We start from the raw sequence: 15,119 nt of genomic DNA, 5'->3' as shown, positions 1-15,119 counted from the left end.
CTTGGCATCTTTTATAAGTTCTTGGCGATATAATCCGACGTATAAACTCGATAACCATTCGCTGATCTATTAGGTTTGAGTATAATGTTATGGTCTTCATAGTAACAAATAGTAGCCATACTCACACCTGTTCTCTCTGCAAAATTGCCTTTCTTCATTCCTTTCACCTCTTATACTCCTCTCTGTCCTACCCCTGGTAGGACAGACATTTTTTTGTAAAAATTGAAAATAGTTTTTCTTACTCCAAGACGTGTTAATTACACTTATCTTTTAGTTCCTGATCTAATAAAAAAACGTCTAAACTCCAGTATTTTCAGAAGTTAAAACGTTTTAACTACTCATTTTTAGTTTTTTTAATAGATATTTTACACAAAGTTAAGACTTTAAGAATACTAGGGAGCTTCTTCCCTCTCTCTAAAACTGTTCATGATTATATCCCACTGGAAAAGTATTTCACTTAGTTATGTTGGATAAAATGTGAAATTAGATCTTCAACACATGCACTTGATTGTTGAAGATTTAAAAATGGGAAAGCACTTTTTTTGAGTCTGTTTAATTACATTTCCTCATACTTATAATCGAATTCGACAAAATGGACCCATAATCTTGTCATTTTACAGGATCTTTTGTTTATTCCGCAGCCCCTTTTTAGATATTCATTCCATTGCCTTGCACTTAATCTTTTATTATACTTCTCTTATCAGCTCATTTTAGGGGTGAAAATTTGTACGAAATAATTTCGGATTTAATGAATATTTCCACTATATATACATTCTATGCTAGCTTTCTTTTGAGCTTAACGATTAAATATATTTGGACTTGGCATGTAGAATATGATTTCATCGAAACAGTATGTGCCTCGTCTTCAAAGGTAAATATAACTTTATCAACACCTTCTACTTTGCAGATTTATGAATGGATGTCTAACTCATTATTAGGTTGGATTGCAAGATATATTCGCAGAAAAGAAAGTTCGGATGACGATTCTGAAAGTTTTCATTCTTTCTCTTAAAAAGCATTTTTAGAAAAATGACTGGAGGAAGAAAGATGAAACGAAATAAAAACCTTATTGTTATTATTGTAGTTATGATATCTGCTTTTGTACTTTCTGCATGTTCTGCACAGAACTCAATTGGGGATGGTTTTTTTCAAAATGTATTTGTTCATCCATTTGGATCAGCCATTCATAGTATCGCTAATTTATTTAATGGCAGCTTTGGATTGTCAATCATACTGATTACACTGATTATTCGACTAATTTTGTTGCCATTGATGTTAAAACAGTATAAAAATCAACAGTATATGAAGGAAAAGATGGACTTATTAAAGCCTGAAATGGATGAAATCCAGAAAAAGATTAAGGCTGCCAAGGACCAGAAAAAACAACAAGAGCTACAGCAGGAAATGTTTGGATTATATAAAAAGCACGGAGTTAATCCACTTTCTATCGGCTGTCTTCCCATGCTTATTCAAATGCCGATCTTGATGGGGTTTTACTATGCAATCAGAGGCTCAGAAGAAATTGCGACTCACTCGTTCCTATGGTTCAGCTTAGGACAGCCGGATATTTGGATTACGGCAATTGCTGGGATTGTTTACTATGTACAATTTAAAGTATCGATATCGAATATGCCTACTCAAAATCAATCTCAAATGAAAATTATGGGGCTCATATCCCCGCTTATGATCGTGATGTTCTCTCTAAATGCTCCGGCAGCACTCCCTCTATACTGGGCAGTCGGTGGGACATTCTTAATTTTCCAGTCCCTGTTAGGGAAGAAAATATACCAGCCAAAACCAAGCAAAGCAGTTAAAACGGAGAACTTATAGCAAAAATAGGTCTGTTAGTAGCGCCAATGCTAACAGGCTTGTTTTTTATTTATATGTTGATGAAATATAGAGACATCTGGCTTGCTAATCAGGCAAGCAGCACTAATTTAGGGGTTAGTCTTTTGACCTTTATTTTTTTCAATTAAGTGTAGCTATTTAGACCTAAATCATGATATTCCTCCTATCAGGTAAAGACTTTCCGATTGACTAAAGGGTCTTTCTACCTAATATAATTGGATGTCCCTTAAGGTACAAGGTTAACTTCCTGGATATACCTGTTTACACTCCACAGATGAATGTTTAATTCGCAAATTCCATCTACTACGCAATATCAGAGTTACTTTACAATCTGGCCTTTAACATGAATATGTCGGAAGGTAACTAAGGGTATAGCATATTGCAGCGTTTGTGTAAATAGAGAAAGGATGACCGTCATGGTCATCCTTCTCAATTAATTTAATTTCTCAGCTTGATAAACATCCGCATTCAATGGAGCACTTAGCATCTCCTTAGCAGCTACGCTGAATTTTTGGAAGTGACTGCTTGCATTATGGGCCTGGACAGCCTCCATGTCCTTCCAACTTTCTACCATAATAAAGCTGTTAGCATCTTTTGGATCCTGGAATAGGTCGTAGCTGTTATTACCAGCTTCTGCACGGCTCCCCTCCATAACCGCTTCGATTTCTTGAAGGAATTCTTCTTTTTTCTCTGATTTAACTGACATTCTAGCGTGGATGATAATCATAGTTTCTCTCTCCTTATTTCCATTCTGTAATTTGTTCTACCGGCATACGATAGGACTTGTAGCCTGTATCTACTGCTTTACCGATAGAAAGCAGCATGACTGGAACATAACGGTCCTTATCCAAATCAAATGCTTCTGCAATTTGATCTTTCTCATATCCGCCAATCGGACATGTATCATAACCATATGCCTTTGCAGTCAGCATTAGCTGCATCGATACTAAACCACTATCGATTAAAATCGTTTCCCTATTTGCCTGCTCCGTTATAGCAGAAAGCAGGTTACGAATAGAGGTTACTTGCTGATCTTTTACTTCTTTAGGCATTAGACCATGCTCTACCGCTTTTCCATAAATTTCTTCCAAGTACTCAAGGTTATTCATATCAGCAAAAACAGCTATTACTGCCGAAGATGTTTTCACTTGCTGCTGATTGAATTTGGCAAGCGGTGCAAGCTTTGCTTTTGCTTCAGGGCTTTCAATAACAACAAAACGCCAAGGCTGTAAATTGACTGATGATGGCGCCTTAGTTGCAGCTGTGAGTATTTCGTACATTTCTTCTTGACTGATTTTCACATTTTCATCATACGTGCGGATGGCACGGCGATCCTGTACGATTTGTAGAAAAGCTTCTTTATTGTATATAGGTGTTTGGTTCATTTGTTTTCTCCTCCTAGTTGATTTTTGGTGACACTGGACACATTTAGCCTGACTTTGTTCAGCATCCGCAAAAATTGTTCTAGCTCTGCTTCTGTAAAGCCAGCAAGAGTCTCATTCACAAACTGACTTTTTTCCTGATATGATTGCTTAATGTGACGCTTCGCTTCTTCCTCCAGCTTCACCCATGTAGCTCGCTGATCATCTGACTTCTTATAGCGCACAATCGTACCGGCAGCTTCAAGTTGCTTTAAATGTCTGGTAACAGCGGCGGCATCGATATTGACTTCCCCTTGCAATGCTGATTGGGTAACTTCCTCATGCTGCAATAAATAATGAAGAATCTCCACACGAGAAGGGCTTGCTCCTAAGCATGACTCAAACTTTGAGCAGAGCTCCTTATTCACAGCCTGCAACTCCAAGAAAATCTGCAAACGGACGGAACAAATAGTCATCGGCATAACCTCCTTCTATAAAGTTGATACATCAATAATTGATACGTCAATGTTTGATAGGTCAATAATACATTGAAACAATAAGTATGTCAATTCTATTGCTTCATAAATACATTATTTATCATTCAAGCAACAGAATGTACAACCGGTAGGTTATTTTATTCTCCTTCTGCTTAATTCACAATTTACTTCATTTTCTATACTTTCTTAACCTAAATAAGCACTTTTCATTGTTGCAGAAAAGCGCCCTAGGGTTGAATATCGTTCATTAAGCTAAAAGCTACCCCTTAAAAAGAAAAAGTAATCTTTAACATAAACATCTGTTTGCCTCATTGTTTCTAACAAAAAATACTGAATTTATTACACTCTACTTTTTTAGTTAGACACCTGAATTTGCTTCCTTTCCCCCTCTAGTGCCCTGTTCACTTTAATAAGGAAAAAGAGATACATGCCTATACAACAATCATCCTTGTTTTACCAACTATATATTTCCAAACGAAAAGGCTAAAGATAGATCAATTTATTTCTTACCTCATAATTCTTGAAGCTCATCCACAGTCACAAATTTATACCCTTCTTTCGTAAGTTCTCTTAAAATATCTTCAATCGCTTGCATTTCCCCACCTGTTTGGTCGTACATTGGATGCAGCAAGATAATAGATCCTGGTTTAATGTTCTCTACTACATATTTTACTTTCTCATCAGCACTTGTGTAATATGTATCCGGTTCTAGAGACCACATAATAGTTTCTCTGTTGTGCTTTTTTAAATAATAAGGTAATCCCACAAATTTTTTCCCATAGGGAGGTCGAAAGTCAATTTCACTCTTATATCCAGATTTTCTAATCAACTCATCAGTTTTTTCAATTTCTTCTTTAATAAAAGCGGGAGATTTTAAAACCATTCTTTTGTGTGAAAAGGTGTGATTTCCAATTTGATGCCCTGCTTCCACCAATTTTTTTGCTTCTTCAGGGTATTTTTCAATATCATTTCCAATAAGAAAAAAAGTAGCCTTTGCCTTGTATTTATCTAATAAAGGCAGAATCTGATTCACATTCTTTGTCGGACCGTCGTCAAATGTTAAAGCAAGAACCTTGTTTTCCGTTTCAACTTGGTATGTTAAGCCTCCAAAAAATTGAAAGGTTCTTAATTTTGTAACTTTAAAAGTTCCTGCGAATAAAAGAACTATGAACAAAAATCCAATTCCTAAAAATAGTAATTTCTTTTTCATCTGTGTTTCCTTTCTTTCAAAGGCTAATATATAACCCTTGGTATTTTAGCATAATTGATACAATAAAAAGTTGGTTGCTTTAATTTACTATCGTCATATTTTCTCACATCATCATTGAAAGGATAATGGGTTAACCTTTATAGTCTAATTGGAGGTTTTTTTATGGAGATAAAAAAAGATGATTTAACTGGAGTTAAAGTAGCAGAATTAATAAGGGAGCACCTTCATGGTATGACGTTGAATTCTCCCCCTGAAAGCATCCATGCTTTAAACATAGAAAAGCTAAGACAACCAAATATTACATTTTGGACCGCATGGGAAGGTTCTGAATTAGCTGGAATGGGAGCACTCAAAGAACTCGACAGTTCTCATGGTGAGATTAAATCAATGAGAACTTCATCCTCATATCTGCGAAAGGGCGTTGCCCGAAGAATTCTCCAGCATATCCTTGACGAAGCCAAAAAGCGAGGTTATAAACAACTGAGTTTAGAGACGGGATCAATGGCTGCATTTGAACCGGCAAGAAAACTATATGCAGATTTCGGATTTAAAGATTGTGAACCCTTTTCAGACTACAAGGAAGACCCGAATAGCGTTTATATGACAAAGAAACTTGGGTAAGTTCTGGTATGGAATTTACCCTTTTTTTCACTCGTGCAACTACTAGATTTTCCACCCCCTCTCTCTCTCAATTTTTCAAGAACATACAATTTGTCAATTCTTTTTAGAAAGGTTCTCTTTTATTTCATCTAACTTCTTTTCTATCATATTTAACCTATTTTTCGTATCGTTAAAAAAGTGAGCAACTCTTGAGATCAAATAAACTACAAGAACGAAAAATAAAATAAGTAAAATAGCTCCAATAGCATCCATAGTTTCTCTCCTTTACTTTTCTAAATAACCATTCTCTCTTCAAGCACAATATCCTTCAAAAATTCATTTCCATCAATCTATCTAAAAAGGAAAAGCGTCTTTTGTTAAAGACGAACACACATCTTCATGGCACTAAAAGTTTAAACAGAAAAAAAACGGGAAAGAAAAAACTAATACCATCTATCAAATTAGTATAGGGAGATGATTTTTATGACACAAGCAGTTTCATATTCGAATGTCACATCAAACGAAGAAGAAAAGAACGGAAAGCTAGTTAAAGGAATGGTATTGGGCGCAGTAATTGGCGGAGCACTAGCCATGCTTGACTCAACCACTAGACAGAAAGTCGCTTCCAATACGAAGAGTATGAAAGACTCCACAATGGAAATGGTTGGACAAGTGAAAAATGATCCATCCGGAGTAAAAAACGACTTGCAAGATCGAATGAAATCAGCTGTATCTATTTTGAAGGAAGCCATCAATGATGCTCAAAACTTATATGAAAAGGTAAATGACGATATTGTCGGCCAGGTCAACCAAGTCAAAGAGGGGTCAACTGAAATTCTTTCTTCTGCCAAAGAAGCTACTTCCGACCTTAAAGACATCGGCGGAAAGGTAAAGGAAGCTGGTGAAGAAGTTGTGGATGAAAACAATAACGGATCAAATGGCAACATGAATAGCGATTCTACTTCAAACAATAGTACTCGCTTTAACAACTCTTCATCAGAATATAAAACCAGCAAAATACCAGGTGAACTTGGAAGATAAAACCGGTTTTCACCGGTTTTTTTGTGCTTTCATATGGAAAAAATGGTGGTTTTTCTCATCATGACACTACTGTTTTTAGCATTTGATATAACATAAATTTTGGGTGATCAGAAAAAGGCAAACTGTCAATCAGCTTGCCTTTTTTAAAAGATTCCTTTTACGATTTTTACGTTTTCTATTCCTTTATATTCGATATTTCCTTAACATGTCATCAAGTTCTTTATTCATGACATTTAAATGCTCAGCTGATTTTGCTACCTGTCCTATCGCATGGTTTTGTTCGTCAATTGAAGAACTAATTTCCTCAACAGATGCAGCAGTCTGTTCAGAAACACCCGATGAACTTTGAATTCCTTCTCCTATCAGCGAAGTCTGATTGGTAATATTCACAATTTCATCATTTAAGATACCTAGTGCTGAGACAGTTTCAATAATTGATTTTGATAGTTGTTCAAATTTATCTTGGGTTTCTAAAACATCATCATTTAATTTAGTTGATGTCATCATGGTTTGTTCTACAATTTCTACGGTATTTCTTGTTTCAGCAGCAATAGTTTCCACTACACCTCGAACTTGATATGTTGCTTGCTTAGACTGTTCAGCAAGCTTTCGTATTTCATTTGCGACAACAGAAAAGCCTTTTCCATGCTCCCCAGCTCGAGCTGCTTCAATACTAGCATTTAATGCGAGTAAATTTGTTTCAGCCGCAATGTTTTCAATTGTTTGCATAATATGGTGGATTTCCTGAGTCTTATCATATAGACTTTTTACGCCTGTATTTATTTTCTCTGACGCTTCTAAAGAAGCAGCATTCGATTGTCTCAATGATAAAACGATTTTATTTCCCTCGTTCGATAATATTTCAGATTTCCCTGTAACATCTTTTATAATATCACTTTGTTGATTTATTGAATCAATGGAGAGAGTCAATGTTTCTACACTATGATTAATGTTTTCCAGATCACTTGCTTGCTCTTGTGTTCCTAAAGAAATTTCCGAGATCGCTGTTCCAATTTCTTCACTGCTGGCTAAAGTTTGTTCAGATACGGCAGAAAGCTCTGTTGCTGAATCAAGCAGGTGTGAACTAGTACTTTTTACGCTTTGTACTAATTCAAGAAGCTGATTCGACATTTTATTATAAGCACCTGCAAGTTGACCAATTTCATCTCTTGATTCTAAAAGATTTGTAGCCTGAATCTGTCCATTTGCAATATTTATCGATGAGAGTGCAACTTCTTTCAATAAAGATATTTTCTTCCTTATCGCCATGTAAAATACTGATATACTTATTATGATAATAACTAAAGTACCAAATAAAATGATATATTTTACAACTTCCAGCCCTTCATAAAATTCATCTTCATACACAGTTAGACCCACGTACCAATCCCATGGCTCGAAATGCTCCATATAAGATATTTTTTTTCTCATTTCACCGGTTTCATCGTTCAAATCATCAAAATATACATACCGGTCTTCGATATTAGAAGCTAATGAACCTTTAACCATTTTTTCACGGTTTGTTGTGTCCTTAGGAATATCCCCTACTGGATTACTAGGGTGAACTTGTGAAGAAAAGTTTGCATCATAGCCGAGGATATAGCCTTCTCCTTTATATAAAAAATGAGATTTTTTATAATCATGTTCCCCATTCTTCAGTTTTGGTCCACTTAATAGCAACCTGGCTTCCTCTTTACCTTCTTCTATCGTTAAGTGACCACTTTCCACTTGGTGATTTATTGATTCTAGTGTAGCTAGAGAACTTTTCACAATGTGATAAAGCTCTTGCTTCCCAGCTTTAGTTAGTTGATTTTTCGCAATGTAATAACTAGTTAACCCAATCGTTGATACTGAAAACACAATGATAATAGTAAGTAATATCATCATCTTAATTGATATACTGTGCCAGTTGACCTTAAATTTCTTCTCCAAATTCAGTTCCCCCATAAATTTTCTCATTATATATATCGTTCATTTTAAAGATAATTAAAATGTTTTCGGCTTTTTTTATAATGGAAAAATTTTCTCGAGATAGGATAGGAAAAGCTAAACTTAGTTTTTTATAAGCGTACAGGTTAACTTTCATTTATTTCTTATTTCTCTTGTATGTCAGCTATCTTTCTAATCGTAGTTCCCGGATAATAATAATGGATGATTTCTCTATATGTGTAACCTTTATCACCCATTATACTTGCTCCCCATTGACCCATTCCTACACCGTGACCAAAACCTCTACCCTTTATGAGATAAAAATGATCGTGTTCTTCGAATGAATCAATGAGGTAGCTTCTAAAGGTGGATCCTCCTATTAGAGGTCTTATTTGATTTATTGCTATATCGTTGAGCTCGACCACTTCATAAAGAATTGTTCCTTCTATTAAGCGTCTTAAAAATTCTATTTTAATCGAACCTTTTTTAGCACGATTTGATTTATTATGATCTGGTGCTATACCTAGATTCGAAATAGATAAGATTTTTATATCTCCTTCAAACCCTTGTTTGTTTAGCCTTTTTTTCATAGGTTCTGTTATTGAAGGGTCCTTTTCTTCTAGCTTGACCCAGCAGTTCATTCCGGTCGCATCTATCTCCTTTAATAACAGCTGCTCTTTGTGTAAACGGAGTGTCCATGGTTGAATAGGGTCGAACTGGTCAACCTTTATGGGAAAATAAGGTTTTGCAGTTTCTTTCCATACATTTTCATTGTTTTCAGTTACTCCACCATTACTTGCCGAATAATAAGCATTGATAGGCATATTTTTAAATGTAATAATTTCATCTTTTGTTTCTTCAACAGCTTTTGAAGCTTTTTCGTGCCATTCATACCCTCCATAGACTTGAAATTGAATCGTGTCATCCATTTCCATGTCCAAATGTGTCATTGTGTAGGTCCTGGCAGCAAGCGCCTGAGCTTTTAACGTTTCCAGTTTCCAAGATGGATACACCTCAAACGGAACAACACCTTTTAAATAATCTTCCAGAGGGATTTGGTTAATCGGCCTAATGTATTGACCATCTTCTATAGTAAATTCCATTGCCCCAAGATATTTTTTATCATTAACTGTTATCACATGCTCCTCATCATATTGATCTGGTATTAAGACAAAAGATTTAGTTAATGCCAGTTTTTCGTTTTGATTGGTTAATACAATGGAACCTTTTTTGATGGATAAAATATGGACAGCACCTTCTTTTATATCTTCAATTCCATCCATAAATGTATATCTACCTTTTACCTGTATGGTAAGCTTCTCTTTATCTCCTATGTCATTTTTTAACTTAACTTTAATCATTTCATTCGCATATACAAATTGTTGACTTGCAAATACAGCAACAAATAGGAACAGTGCCATAATACGTTTCATAGTTTTAGTATTGTATATCTTTCCTAATCGTATTCTTTGCTTATATTAATCCGAAATAGTGATGAAAATCCTGTCCTTAACAATTTCGCCCAAAACTAAAAAAAAGATGTAAGCACATTGCCTACACCTTCCTTTTATGTTAAACACTAAAGTGCTTTTTTCTTAGCCTGACCTGTCTCTTCCTTGCTTGACTCCTCATCGGAAACCAAGTCCCTAGTTGAATTTTTGAATTCTTTTAATGTAGAACCCACGGCACGACCTAATTCCGGCAATTTTGCTGGACCGAAAATAATTAAGGCTATGACAAGGACAAGGATTAAGCCGGGAATTCCTATATTTGAAAGCATTTATACAGCTCCTTACATTTGAAATTAATTAGTGACTTTTTGTTTCTTCTTTTGCTTCTGTTTTTCATGTGCACGATTATGTGCCCTGGTTCTGTCTTCTTCCACTTCATTCGTTTTTTGGACCCCTTGAGACACTAGTGCAGAAGAAACCTTCTTAAGCCCTGATTGATCTTTATCATAAACAAATGAAGCTCTTGTTGATATGTCTGCTCCTGGCTCGGTTACAAATGGAACAACACGGTAATCTGCTCTCCATTGCTCCGGTGTTACTGTACATCTCACGTAGCCACGGTAATCATTGAAGAATTTAATGTGAGGATTCTGAGCTAAGATTTTATCAGTATCAGCTCGCTTATCAGCGCCATTGCCTCCAGATGTTATGGAAGTCCCGACAAATTCGACACCCACTGTTTTGGAATTTTGGAATGAATAATCCTCCTTTAAGTTTGATGCCCAGCTTGCATGAACATCTCCTGTCAGGACAACCAGGTTTGTTATGTCATTGGCCATTACCACTTCCATTAGTCTTTCGCGCGCTGCCGGATATCCGTCCCACGAATCCATGCTATAGCGCGGCTCAGTTGGTGTCCCATAGTTTCTTTCAGCAAAAAAGATCTGCTGCGGAAGAACATTCCATTTAGAATTTGAATTTGACAAACCATCAGCAAGCCACTTTTCCTGTTCTGCACCAAGGAGAGTCCTGCTTGGATTCAATGATTCCTCTGTCTGAGGTGAACTTGTATCTCCGTTTGCCTGGTCATCGCGATATTGGCGGGAATCTAAAACAAAGAAATGAGCAAGATCTCCAAAAGAGAAGCTTCGGTAAAGTCTCATATCAGCCCCTTCAGGAAGAGAAGATTTGCGAAGCGGCATATGTTCATAATAAGCTTGATAAGCTGCAGCTCTGCGTTTTACAAATGCTTCAACAGATTGTCCTTTTTCCGGGATCAAATTGGCATAGTTATTTTCTACCTCATGATCATCCCAAGTTACTATCCAAGGAAAAGCAGCATGGGCAGCACGCAGATGGACATCCGAGCGGTATTGAGCATATCTGTTTCGATAGTCGCCAATAGTCATAATCTCTGGTCCACTGTGCACACGGACATTGCCAGTCGATGAAATATATTCATTTGGCCCGTACTCATATATGTAATCGCCCAGATGAAAGACCATATCAAGATCTTCCTTTGCCATATGCTTGTAAGCCGTAAAATAACCATGTTCAAATTGCTGGCAAGATGCAAAAGCAAATGTGAGACTCTTTACACTCGAACCTTCTGCCGGCAATGTTTTTGTTTTGCCAGTCTGGCTGACCTCTCCTCCGCATATAAAACGATAGTAATAGACTTGATTTGGTTTCAAGCCATCCACTTCTACATGAACACTATGTCCGAGTTCAGGTACTGCCGCCACTTTGCCTTTCTGGACCATTTTGCGGAAATTCTCATCCTTAGCCACTTCCCATTTCACTTTTACCGCTTCATTTGGCATGCCGCCACCATTCAGCGGATCTGGTGCAAGCCTTGTCCATAGAACGACACTGTCAGATAGCGGATCACCAGAAGCTACACCAAGAGAAAAAGGGTAATCATTGAATTTCGGTGCAGCATTAATAACATCAAGGCCTATTACGGATTGGGTAAGAGCAAGACCTAGTGATAAACCGGCAAGCTTGCTTGCACCCGAGATAAAATTCCTTCGGTCTATATTCTTCTCTAAAGCCGTTTCACTCCACCTTTTTACTAACTCATCAAAATTTTCTTCATTTGTCATTGATATCCCTCCTCAAATTGAGTTACAGGGAAAGTATAAAAAAAATATTTGAAGGTAGTGTTAAGAAATGTAAAGATGCAAATTCCGCTTCAGGTAGATTTATTCGGACCTATTGTAATAGCTAAAAACAAATTAAACGAAACTTTACAAATATCAAGAAAAGATGATACAGTCAAACTATTTTAAATTCCTACATATTCCCCATAAAAAGTAACAGTAAAGTAAACAAAAGTTTACATTTTCCATTTCACAACCATTGTTTTTCATTTACTTTTGAACGGTGATCTTAAACAATCTGGCTTATATAGAAAGAAGCACACATCCTTGTTCTAGAAAGGCGCTTGGATTGAAGTTCAATAAATAAGATTTACGATACATAAAAAGAATCCACTATAATAAAAAATGGATTCTTTTCCTTTTTGAACTGGCTATTATACTATTGCGCTTGAATAGCTTGATTTACAAGCCTCAATGAACTAGCAAGTGTTTCCCTGGATGTGTATTAAGCAGCACTATCTCCACGTAAGCGATCTAGTAATACAGCTGCAATAATTACTCCCCCTTTTACAACTAATTGCCAATAGTAATTAACATCCATTAGTGTAAGTCCGTTACTAATCACTCCCATAATTAAAACCCCAATAATAGTTCCTTGAATCTTACCTCTTCCACCTACTAAACTTGTCCCTCCGAGAATAACAGCGGCAATCGCATCAAGCTCATACATTTGTCCAGCAGTTGGCTGACCAGAATATAATCTTCCTGCTAAAACAACCCCACCTAAGCCTGCTAACAATCCGCTAATTGAATAAACATTAATTAAAGATTTTTCTACTTTTATACCTGTTAATCGAGCTGCCTCTTCATTGCCACCAATTGCATAAATATGACGACCAAACATTGTATACTTCAGTATAAAAAACATCACAACATAAACTAAAAGCATAATATAGATTGGAGTTGGGATACCGATAATTGACCCTCCTCCAATAAACTTAAACGTCTCATTTTCCAAAACAATTGGGTATCCACCACTAATGACATAAGCCAGACCACGTACATATGTGAAACTTCCAAGTGTTACAATAAAAGCTGGCAGTTTTGTCTTAGCCGTGAAAAATCCGTTAATTAATCCTACTACATAACCTACCGCAGCTCCTGATAACATGGCAATATAGGGGTTAACACCTGCAGAGGAAACCATAACTGAAATGACTCCAGATAAAGCCACTGTCGACCCTACCGATAAGTCAATACCGCCTGTTAAAATAACAATTGTCATCCCAGCAGCTAAAATTGCAATAATTGAAACTTGTTTTAATACATTTAATAGATTTGCAGTATCTAGAAAGTTTGGAGCTGTGAAAGAAAGCACGATACATAATAATAATAAAATCATAATCATTCCTAAACGATTCCACAATCCATGAATAATATTCCCTATGTGTAGACCTTGAGATTGAGTAGCTGTTTGAACATTTGCTTTCATTTTGTTACTCCCCTTTTGTAGCAAAGTACATGATTTTTTCTTGTGTAGCTTCTTTTCTTGATAGTTCACCAGTTAATCTTCCTTCACTCATTACAAGAACTCTGTCACTTATTCCCAGCACCTCTGGTAATTCTGAAGAAATCATTAACACTGCTAAGCCTTCATCAGCTAACTTAGAAATAATCTTATGAATCTCTGTCTTCGCACCAATATCAACTCCTCTAGTCGGTTCATCGAGCAGGAGTACTTTTGGTGATATAGACAGCCAACGTGCAATTACTGCTTTTTGTTGATTTCCTCCACTCAGATTGGAAACAGGCTGATCAGGAGAAGCAATTTTAATACTTAATTCCTTGATATAACGATCTGCAGTAGCATTAACGTCTTTCCAACGAACTACTCCAGATTTTGAGTGCTTCTTAAGTTCTGCCATTAAGATATTCTCTTTTACAGACATAGATAAAAATAGTCCTTGTTCTTTTCTACTTTCTGGTACGTGTGCAATACCTTTGGATATTGCATCAATTGGTGAGTTGATTTTCACTAATTTATCTTCTACATAGATTTCTCCGCTTGTTAGATTGGATGCACCGAATATGGCCCTCACTAATTCTGTTCTTCCTGCACCTACAAGTCCTGCAAGACCGACAATTTCACCTGGGTAAACCTTAAATGACACATTTTTCACTACCTTTTTATCAGAAATATTTCTGAGTTCCAATACGGGTATATCCTTCTTTCGTAAAGGATTAAATGCCTTGGTACGATTAAATAAATCTTTAAGGTCCCGTCCAACCATAAGTTTGACAAGATGATCATTATCAGTTTCTTCTATAGGACCACTCGCGATCCATTCACCATCACGTAATACTGTATATCGATTTGATATCTTAAAAATTTCTTCCATTCTGTGAGAAATATAGACAATGGCTACCCCTTGTTTTTTTAAATCATGAATTATGTCAAATAGTTTTATAATTTCTTTATCTGTTAACGAAGCTGTCGGTTCATCCATAATAAGAACCTCTGCCTTAAAGGAGAGGGCACGAGCAATTTCAACCATCTGTTGCTGAGCAACACTAAGAGTTGATACTAATTGGCGTGGGTTAAGACTAGATCCCATTGAATCCAAAACCCTTTGAGCACGTTCATGAACTTCATCCCACTTTACCATTCCTAAACTATTTCTAGGAAACTTTGTACCCATTAAAATATTTTCACTGATCGTTAGGTTCGGAGAAAGATTTAATTCCTGATGAATAACACTTATTCCTTTATTTCTCGCATCGATAGGATCCTTCCACAAGACAGGTTGGCCTTTATAATAGATTTCCCCTCCATTTTGATCCGGTTGATGAATTCCTGCTAAAATCTTCATGAATGTAGATTTTCCGGCACCATTCTCTCCCATTAGTGCATGTACTTCGCCTGGATATAACTCAATTTTCACGTTCTTTAATACAGTGACTCTTGAGAAGGTTTTACTTATTCCCTGCATATTCAAAACAGGGTGTTTTAAGTTCGTTCGCTGCTTTACTTCTTCTTTGACAACCATAGCTTATATCATCCCTTCTATATTTGAAGAAGA

At 36.3% G+C, this 15,119-nt stretch carries 16 protein-coding genes and 1 pseudogene; 4 read left to right on the top strand and 13 right to left on the bottom strand.

Going from position 1 to position 15,119, the window contains the following annotated elements:
* Positions 1-11: 11 nt before the first annotated feature.
* Positions 12-119, bottom strand: a complete 108-nt coding sequence (locus tag LC095_RS27300) for a hypothetical protein (RefSeq protein WP_413467524.1) — start codon at positions 117-119, stop codon at positions 12-14.
* A 605-nt stretch (positions 120-724) separates the two neighbouring features.
* Here LC095_RS27300 and LC095_RS20080 point away from each other — a divergent pair.
* Together LC095_RS20080 and yidC are read left to right on the top strand one after the other, a co-directional pair.
* On the top strand, positions 725-1,012 hold the full coding sequence (locus LC095_RS20080; RefSeq protein WP_226529858.1) for a hypothetical protein: 288 nt from the start codon (positions 725-727) through the stop codon (positions 1,010-1,012).
* A 35-nt stretch (positions 1,013-1,047) separates the two neighbouring features.
* Positions 1,048-1,830 carry a membrane protein insertase YidC gene (gene yidC / locus LC095_RS20075; protein ID WP_226529857.1) on the top strand — a complete coding sequence of 261 codons (783 nt, stop codon included), beginning with the start codon at positions 1,048-1,050 and terminating at the stop codon, positions 1,828-1,830.
* 165 nt (positions 1,831-1,995) lie between these two features.
* Here yidC and LC095_RS20070 read toward each other — a convergent pair.
* From LC095_RS20070 to LC095_RS20050, 5 genes and pseudogenes are all read right to left on the bottom strand, one after another.
* Positions 1,996-2,076: pseudogene (locus LC095_RS20070) on the bottom strand (dihydrofolate reductase); the annotation flags it as partial.
* A 205-nt stretch (positions 2,077-2,281) separates the two neighbouring features.
* A complete protein-coding gene (locus LC095_RS20065) occupies positions 2,282-2,575 on the bottom strand; it encodes a putative quinol monooxygenase (RefSeq protein ID WP_226529856.1) in 294 nt (97 codons plus the stop codon).
* A gap of 13 nt (positions 2,576-2,588) precedes the next feature.
* Positions 2,589-3,233 carry a nitroreductase family protein gene (locus LC095_RS20060; protein WP_226529855.1) on the bottom strand — a complete coding sequence of 215 codons (645 nt, stop codon included), beginning with the start codon at positions 3,231-3,233 and terminating at the stop codon, positions 2,589-2,591.
* Positions 3,230-3,685 (bottom strand): MarR family winged helix-turn-helix transcriptional regulator, encoded by a 456-nt coding sequence (locus LC095_RS20055; RefSeq protein ID WP_226529854.1) that lies wholly within the window; start codon positions 3,683-3,685, stop codon positions 3,230-3,232. The genes LC095_RS20060 and LC095_RS20055 overlap by 4 nt, the downstream gene beginning before the upstream one ends.
* A 532-nt stretch (positions 3,686-4,217) precedes the next feature.
* Positions 4,218-4,916, bottom strand: a complete 699-nt coding sequence (locus LC095_RS20050) for a polysaccharide deacetylase family protein (protein ID WP_226529853.1) — start codon at positions 4,914-4,916, stop codon at positions 4,218-4,220.
* 162 nt (positions 4,917-5,078) lie between these two features.
* Here LC095_RS20050 and LC095_RS20045 point away from each other — a divergent pair, with 162 nt between their 5' ends.
* On the top strand, positions 5,079-5,537 hold the full coding sequence (locus LC095_RS20045) for a GNAT family N-acetyltransferase (RefSeq protein WP_226529852.1): 459 nt from the start codon (positions 5,079-5,081) through the stop codon (positions 5,535-5,537).
* A 93-nt stretch (positions 5,538-5,630) separates the two neighbouring features.
* Here LC095_RS20045 and LC095_RS20040 read toward each other — a convergent pair whose 3' ends face one another.
* Positions 5,631-5,789 (bottom strand): hypothetical protein, encoded by a 159-nt coding sequence (locus tag LC095_RS20040; protein WP_226529851.1) that lies wholly within the window; start codon positions 5,787-5,789, stop codon positions 5,631-5,633.
* A gap of 210 nt (positions 5,790-5,999) precedes the next feature.
* Between LC095_RS20040 and LC095_RS20035 the strand changes: the two genes are divergently transcribed.
* Positions 6,000-6,557, top strand: coding sequence for a YtxH domain-containing protein (locus tag LC095_RS20035; protein ID WP_226529850.1), 558 nt, complete (start codon positions 6,000-6,002; stop codon positions 6,555-6,557).
* 183 nt (positions 6,558-6,740) lie between these two features.
* Here the strand turns inward: LC095_RS20035 and LC095_RS20030 are convergent, their stop codons facing one another.
* The 6 genes from LC095_RS20030 to LC095_RS20005 all read right to left on the bottom strand — a co-directional run bounded on the left by LC095_RS20030 (position 6,741) and on the right by LC095_RS20005 (position 15,086).
* Entirely contained in the window at positions 6,741-8,489 is a 1,749-nt protein-coding gene (locus LC095_RS20030) for a methyl-accepting chemotaxis protein (RefSeq protein ID WP_226529849.1), read from the bottom strand.
* Positions 8,490-8,650: 161 nt separating this feature from the next.
* The gene (locus LC095_RS20025) at positions 8,651-9,919 is read right to left on the bottom strand and encodes a SpoIID/LytB domain-containing protein (RefSeq protein ID WP_226529848.1); all 1,269 of its coding nucleotides are present in this window, start codon (positions 9,917-9,919) and stop codon (positions 8,651-8,653) included.
* A gap of 146 nt (positions 9,920-10,065) precedes the next feature.
* Positions 10,066-10,266: a twin-arginine translocase TatA/TatE family subunit gene (locus LC095_RS20020; RefSeq protein WP_226529847.1), complete on the bottom strand. Its 201-nt coding sequence runs from the start codon at positions 10,264-10,266 to the stop codon at positions 10,066-10,068.
* Between the two features lie 24 nt (positions 10,267-10,290).
* Positions 10,291-12,042: an alkaline phosphatase D family protein gene (locus LC095_RS20015; RefSeq protein WP_226529846.1), complete on the bottom strand. Its 1,752-nt coding sequence runs from the start codon at positions 12,040-12,042 to the stop codon at positions 10,291-10,293.
* A 502-nt stretch (positions 12,043-12,544) separates the two neighbouring features.
* On the bottom strand, positions 12,545-13,531 hold the full coding sequence (locus tag LC095_RS20010; protein ID WP_319005825.1) for an ABC transporter permease: 987 nt from the start codon (positions 13,529-13,531) through the stop codon (positions 12,545-12,547).
* A gap of 4 nt (positions 13,532-13,535) precedes the next feature.
* Complete coding sequence (locus LC095_RS20005; protein ID WP_226529845.1) at positions 13,536-15,086, bottom strand: sugar ABC transporter ATP-binding protein; 1,551 nt, start codon at positions 15,084-15,086, stop codon at positions 13,536-13,538.
* Positions 15,087-15,119 lie beyond the last annotated feature (33 nt).

The organism is Metabacillus niabensis (assembly GCF_020524345.1).
Lineage (GTDB): Bacteria > Bacillota > Bacilli > Bacillales > Bacillaceae > Metabacillus > Metabacillus niabensis_B.
The sequence above is the reverse complement of the archived record's forward strand: the minus strand, read 5'-3'. Positions and strand labels throughout refer to the sequence as shown.

What these genes read in the sequence shown, in the direction of transcription:
- LC095_RS27300 (WP_413467524.1), bottom strand. Translation starts at nt 119, where the DNA reads ATGGCTACTATTTGTTACTATGAAGACCATAACATTATACTCAAACCT.
- yidC (WP_226529857.1), top strand. Translation starts at nt 1,048, where the DNA reads ATGAAACGAAATAAAAACCTTATTGTTATTATTGTAGTTATGATATCT.
- LC095_RS20065 (WP_226529856.1), bottom strand. Translation starts at nt 2,575, where the DNA reads ATGATTATCATCCACGCTAGAATGTCAGTTAAATCAGAGAAAAAAGAA.
- LC095_RS20060 (WP_226529855.1), bottom strand. Translation starts at nt 3,233, where the DNA reads ATGAACCAAACACCTATATACAATAAAGAAGCTTTTCTACAAATCGTA.
- LC095_RS20055 (WP_226529854.1), bottom strand. Translation starts at nt 3,685, where the DNA reads ATGACTATTTGTTCCGTCCGTTTGCAGATTTTCTTGGAGTTGCAGGCT.
- LC095_RS20050 (WP_226529853.1), bottom strand. Translation starts at nt 4,916, where the DNA reads ATGAAAAAGAAATTACTATTTTTAGGAATTGGATTTTTGTTCATAGTT.
- LC095_RS20045 (WP_226529852.1), top strand. Translation starts at nt 5,079, where the DNA reads ATGGAGATAAAAAAAGATGATTTAACTGGAGTTAAAGTAGCAGAATTA.
- LC095_RS20040 (WP_226529851.1), bottom strand. Translation starts at nt 5,789, where the DNA reads ATGGATGCTATTGGAGCTATTTTACTTATTTTATTTTTCGTTCTTGTA.
- LC095_RS20035 (WP_226529850.1), top strand. Translation starts at nt 6,000, where the DNA reads ATGACACAAGCAGTTTCATATTCGAATGTCACATCAAACGAAGAAGAA.
- LC095_RS20025 (WP_226529848.1), bottom strand. Translation starts at nt 9,919, where the DNA reads ATGAAACGTATTATGGCACTGTTCCTATTTGTTGCTGTATTTGCAAGT.
- LC095_RS20020 (WP_226529847.1), bottom strand. Translation starts at nt 10,266, where the DNA reads ATGCTTTCAAATATAGGAATTCCCGGCTTAATCCTTGTCCTTGTCATA.
- LC095_RS20015 (WP_226529846.1), bottom strand. Translation starts at nt 12,042, where the DNA reads ATGACAAATGAAGAAAATTTTGATGAGTTAGTAAAAAGGTGGAGTGAA.
- LC095_RS20010 (WP_319005825.1), bottom strand. Translation starts at nt 13,531, where the DNA reads ATGAAAGCAAATGTTCAAACAGCTACTCAATCTCAAGGTCTACACATA.
- LC095_RS20005 (WP_226529845.1), bottom strand. Translation starts at nt 15,086, where the DNA reads ATGGTTGTCAAAGAAGAAGTAAAGCAGCGAACGAACTTAAAACACCCT.